The sequence below is a fragment of the Emticicia sp. genome (genome assembly GCF_049241225.1).
Lineage (GTDB): Bacteria > Bacteroidota > Bacteroidia > Cytophagales > Spirosomataceae > Emticicia.
On record NZ_JBMLRC010000033.1, the window covers coordinates 1 to 4,206 of the forward strand.

The 4,206-nt window shown below is 34.0% G+C and carries 3 protein-coding genes; all 3 read right to left on the reverse strand.

The window, feature by feature from the left end:
* Positions 1–161: 161 nt before the first annotated feature.
* A complete protein-coding gene (locus tag ACOVO2_RS01870) occupies positions 162–365 on the reverse strand; it encodes a hypothetical protein (protein ID WP_421768341.1) in 204 nt (67 codons plus the stop codon).
* A gap of 8 nt (positions 366–373) precedes the next feature.
* Entirely contained in the window at positions 374–826 is a 453-nt protein-coding gene (locus tag ACOVO2_RS01875; protein WP_421768342.1) for a hypothetical protein, read from the reverse strand.
* 307 nt (positions 827–1,133) lie between these two features.
* Positions 1,134–3,887 (reverse strand): ATP-binding protein, encoded by a 2,754-nt coding sequence (locus ACOVO2_RS01880; protein WP_421768343.1) that lies wholly within the window; start codon positions 3,885–3,887, stop codon positions 1,134–1,136.
* Positions 3,888–4,206 lie beyond the last annotated feature (319 nt).

Here is a 4,206-nt window from a genome sequence, read left to right on the forward strand (position 1 = left end):
ATTTTGAACTTTTTGTTCCTCAAATTTGACAAAACGGTCTTATGTGCCTTTTTTTATGTTTTTTTTGAAAATATTACGGAATTAAAAAGATAATGTCGCAGGCGAAAAATGGCACCGCAACGGCGGACCGTGCTGATAACGCTGATAATCGCTAATTTTAATTAAAAAATCCGTAAAATCAGCGTTGGCACATCCGCATTATCAGCGTGCCATAAATTTGCGACAATATCTTTATAGTTCCGAAATATCATACGCAAGCGATAGGCAATTTTAGGAAATTCTTTTTTTAATATTGTCGTAGCAAAAAAGGGATTCAAATAAATGCTTATTCGAAACCCTTCTGGAATATTTTCTTTACTTTTCAAATCAAAAATTAGTCTTTGAATTGAATCGGTAATAATATATTGATACTACCTTCTGCGGGCAAGGCAAGCGATTTTAATTTAGCATCAGAAATCTGATTAAGCCCATCAGTAATGGCTTGCTCAAAATCCTTACCCAATGACTTTTGGAAACCAATAATCTGAATCTTACCTTCGGTATCAATATTGATTTTGGCATACATAGTACCAGTTATTTGATAAGCCCTCCCACGAGCTGGATAAACAATATGACCCATTAGTGAGGACGAAAATGAGTTAAGCCATGCAGCACTGGGCGATACAATGCTCTTTTGTGCATTATTGGTGTTTACTTCAGTAATAAAATTCATGGCGATTTGTTCGCTTTGAAATGAAATTAAATCCGTACTTTTTGCCAATTGTGCATAAGTGTTTAGAGTCAAGCAAGATGCAATAATCGTTAAGAATAAGTGTTTAGTTTTCATAGAAATAATTATTTAAAAGATTGAAATATAAAAAATGATTGATTTAAAAAGGTCTGACCAAAAAGGCTTAACACATCAATTTCAGGTGTATCGAAAATAGAAATATCAGGTATTCTATTTTTATCAAAACAATGCTGTGATTTACTGTTGTGCAAAGTTGGGACAAATTCATAAGTAGGTGTTATCACAAAAACGCCTTTCTGTTCCTCATTTTGAACAAAAAAAAAGAGGGCAATTGCCCTCTCAAAAAAAATATTAAAAACTCTTCCTCCTTTTATGTTTTTTCTTCCTCAAAACATACAAAACGTTATTCTTTCCACTCGCTCGCTGTTTTTCCATATCGTTCTTGGAATACTTTTGAAAAATACGGCATACTATCAAAACCTACTTTATAGGCAATTTCGGATACTGAAAAATCGCTCGTTTTTAATAATTTTGCTGCAATTTCTAAACGATAATTTCTTACAAATTCGGTTACGTTTTGGTCGGTAATGGCCTTTAATTTTCGGCGTAATTGCACGGGAGAAAGTCTCATTTCATCGGCAAATTTTTCTACGTCAAACTCGCTTCTATCGAGGTATTTATCTATAACCGACTGACATTTCTGAACAAATATTTCATCAAATGTAGGCTCTTTTGTTTCCTCTTTCTTTTCAATGATTGTTTTTACAGCAAACTTTTCAAGCAACTTTTGCCTTTGACTGACTAAGTTTTTTACCCTAATCTGTAATTCTTCTTTATTGAAAGGCTTTGAAAGATAATCATCTGCTCCGTGTTCGAGTCCAGCTAATCTATCCGATAGACTGGCTTTTGCAGTGAGCATCACCACAGGAATATGGCTGGTTCGCTCATCGGTTTTGAGTTTTTCGCATAAACCCAAGCCATCTAATTTTGGCATCATCAAGTCCGAAATCACGATGTCAGGTATAAATTCGAGGGCTTTTGACAAACCATCTTCACCATCAACCGCCATTATGATTTGATACTGGTTTTCAAAAACACTGGCTATGTAGTTTCGAAGGTCGGGATTATCTTCCACGATGAGCATGATGCTTTGTCCATCGGCTTCAATTGGAGAGTCAATTTTCGGATTGGCGGAAATCAAAGATTCATCTACATTTACCTTTCTTTCAAATTGTACAACAGGATTCGAGAGTTTTTCTAATGGTGTAAAAGGTAAAACTAATTCAAACCTCGTTCCAACACCTTTTTGGCTGCTCACCTCAATTGTTCCTTTGAGTAAATCAACTAATTCTTTTACCAAGGCCAGCCCGATTCCCGTTCCTTCATAATTATTATGTTCTTCAACTTGATAAAAACGGTCGAAAATATGAGGCAATCTTGCTTCTTCGATGCCAATACCAGAATCTTGAATTTGTACAATTAATTGATTGCCCGAATAATCTATTTTGATAACAATTCTGCCATTTTCAGGTGTAAACTTGAAAGCATTTGAAAGTAAATTCGTAACGATTTTTTCTAATTTATCGGTATCGAAAAGAGCAAAACGGGGTGCATGGGGTTGAGAATGCTTAAAAATAATGTGTTTGCTATGAGCCAAAGATTCAAAAGAAGCCACTAATTGACTCAAGAAATTGTTTAAATCAACTTCTTGAAGATTTGGTTTCATTTCGCCCGCTTCTAATTTGGAAAGGTCAAGTAGTTGATTGATAAGGGTTTGCAGCCGTTGGAGGTTTCGCTGCATCACATCAATGATGCCTTCTTGCGGAAATTTCTTCTTCAAATCTTCGATTGGACCCACCAAAAGCGTAAGTGGTGTACGGAATTCGTGCGAAATATTAGTAAAAAAACGAGTTTTGAGTTTATCCAATTCTTCTAATTTAGCGGCTTTTTCAGCCTCAAAACCTAAATTTCGTAGTTTTTCCGCCTGTATTTTTACTGATGCTCTGAAATTTTGACTTAAGTAATACACATATACAGCTATTTCTGTTAGTGCAACAAAAATTGCGATTCCATAGATATTTTCAAATTGTAGAATCCCTGACACCCTTAAATTTAACAAGACATTTGAAACATTTCCGAAGAGAAAAGGAATCGCATAAAAAGGAGATTGGTTTATTTTCTTGATTAAAGTGTAAATAAAAAGCGTGTAAAAAAATGAATGGCTAATTAAAGTTAGTATTACCAAGAGTTTCAAAAAGACAGGGCCATAAGCGATAAACAATAAAAGCAATAAAAGCAGATTGATGACGATAAAACCATAAATAGTATGCTTTACCCATCTCGGCAAGCTTCCAAAAGGCAGAATATTCAATGCCAAAAAAGAACCCATGATTGGATAAATATTCATTAATCCAAAGGTGATATTTTCAGAAACCGTAGGGTCTGTTCCGATAAAATTACCTATGATATTCAGAGATGCCCAAAAACTAAATGCACGAGCTAAGGTATAAATCGCATAAGCCCTTGATTTGCTGTCTTTTATCACCAAAAAACCTATGATGCAGACAATAAAAAGAATCATCCAAGTCAAGCCAACAATCACACCCAAACGTATCTTGTATGAGCCATTTAGGTCTTCAATACCTCTGGAGCCATAAAGTTGAAGTTTAAAATAGGCACCTCTTTTAGATTCAAACTTTAAATAATAACTTTTGCTTTCGTTGGGTTTGAGCTTAATCGGAAAGTGAGGATATTTTAAATTACTAAATCTCTTGTCTTTAAAAGGCTCAAAAACTAAACTGTCGGCTTGATTATTGATATACAAAGTAGTCCTTCTGACAAGTTGATTATCAAGGAATAAATAAAAAGTTGTGTCCTGATAACTTTCATTTTTTAGGTCTATTTTCAGCCAAGTAGCTTGGTTTGAAAATGGTAATAGTACCGATTTTTTTTCATGTTTTATAAACGTTTGTTTTTTTACTTCTTGAAAAGAAAGTTTGGCAGTGGCATCTTCAAATAAACTAACTTTTGACGATAAATCATAAGGAAGTTTGGTGCTCTCTGAAATGACATAGTCCTGCCCAAAACAAGTATGGGTTATGAAAAATGAGAATAGAAAAAAGATGTAATATTTAGGGCTTACTTTAAAGGTTAACATAAATATCTGAAGTTTTCATAAATTTAGGGTTATAGTATCTTCATGACTGATTTTATTTTTGTAGTCATAATTGTGCTTAGGTGTCACAGTCGCTCCCTAATCGTCTTAAAATCAGTGAGTTAAAAAAATGAATTAATTACAAATATATCAAAAAAATGATGAATTTTTATACTGCTTGAGGTAGCTGTTACATACTTATACAACCGTGGCATTGGTGTTGCTGCTACTTAAAACGGTTTTTCTGTCTTTTCAAAACATTCCCCTAAAACACCTTGTTCAATCCGAAAAAGAATGAGTAATTTTGCAGAAAAATACTATA

What these genes read in the sequence shown, in the direction of transcription:
- ACOVO2_RS01875 (WP_421768342.1), bottom strand. Translation starts at nt 826, where the DNA reads ATGAAAACTAAACACTTATTCTTAACGATTATTGCATCTTGCTTGACT.
- ACOVO2_RS01880 (WP_421768343.1), bottom strand. Translation starts at nt 3,887, where the DNA reads ATGTTAACCTTTAAAGTAAGCCCTAAATATTACATCTTTTTTCTATTC.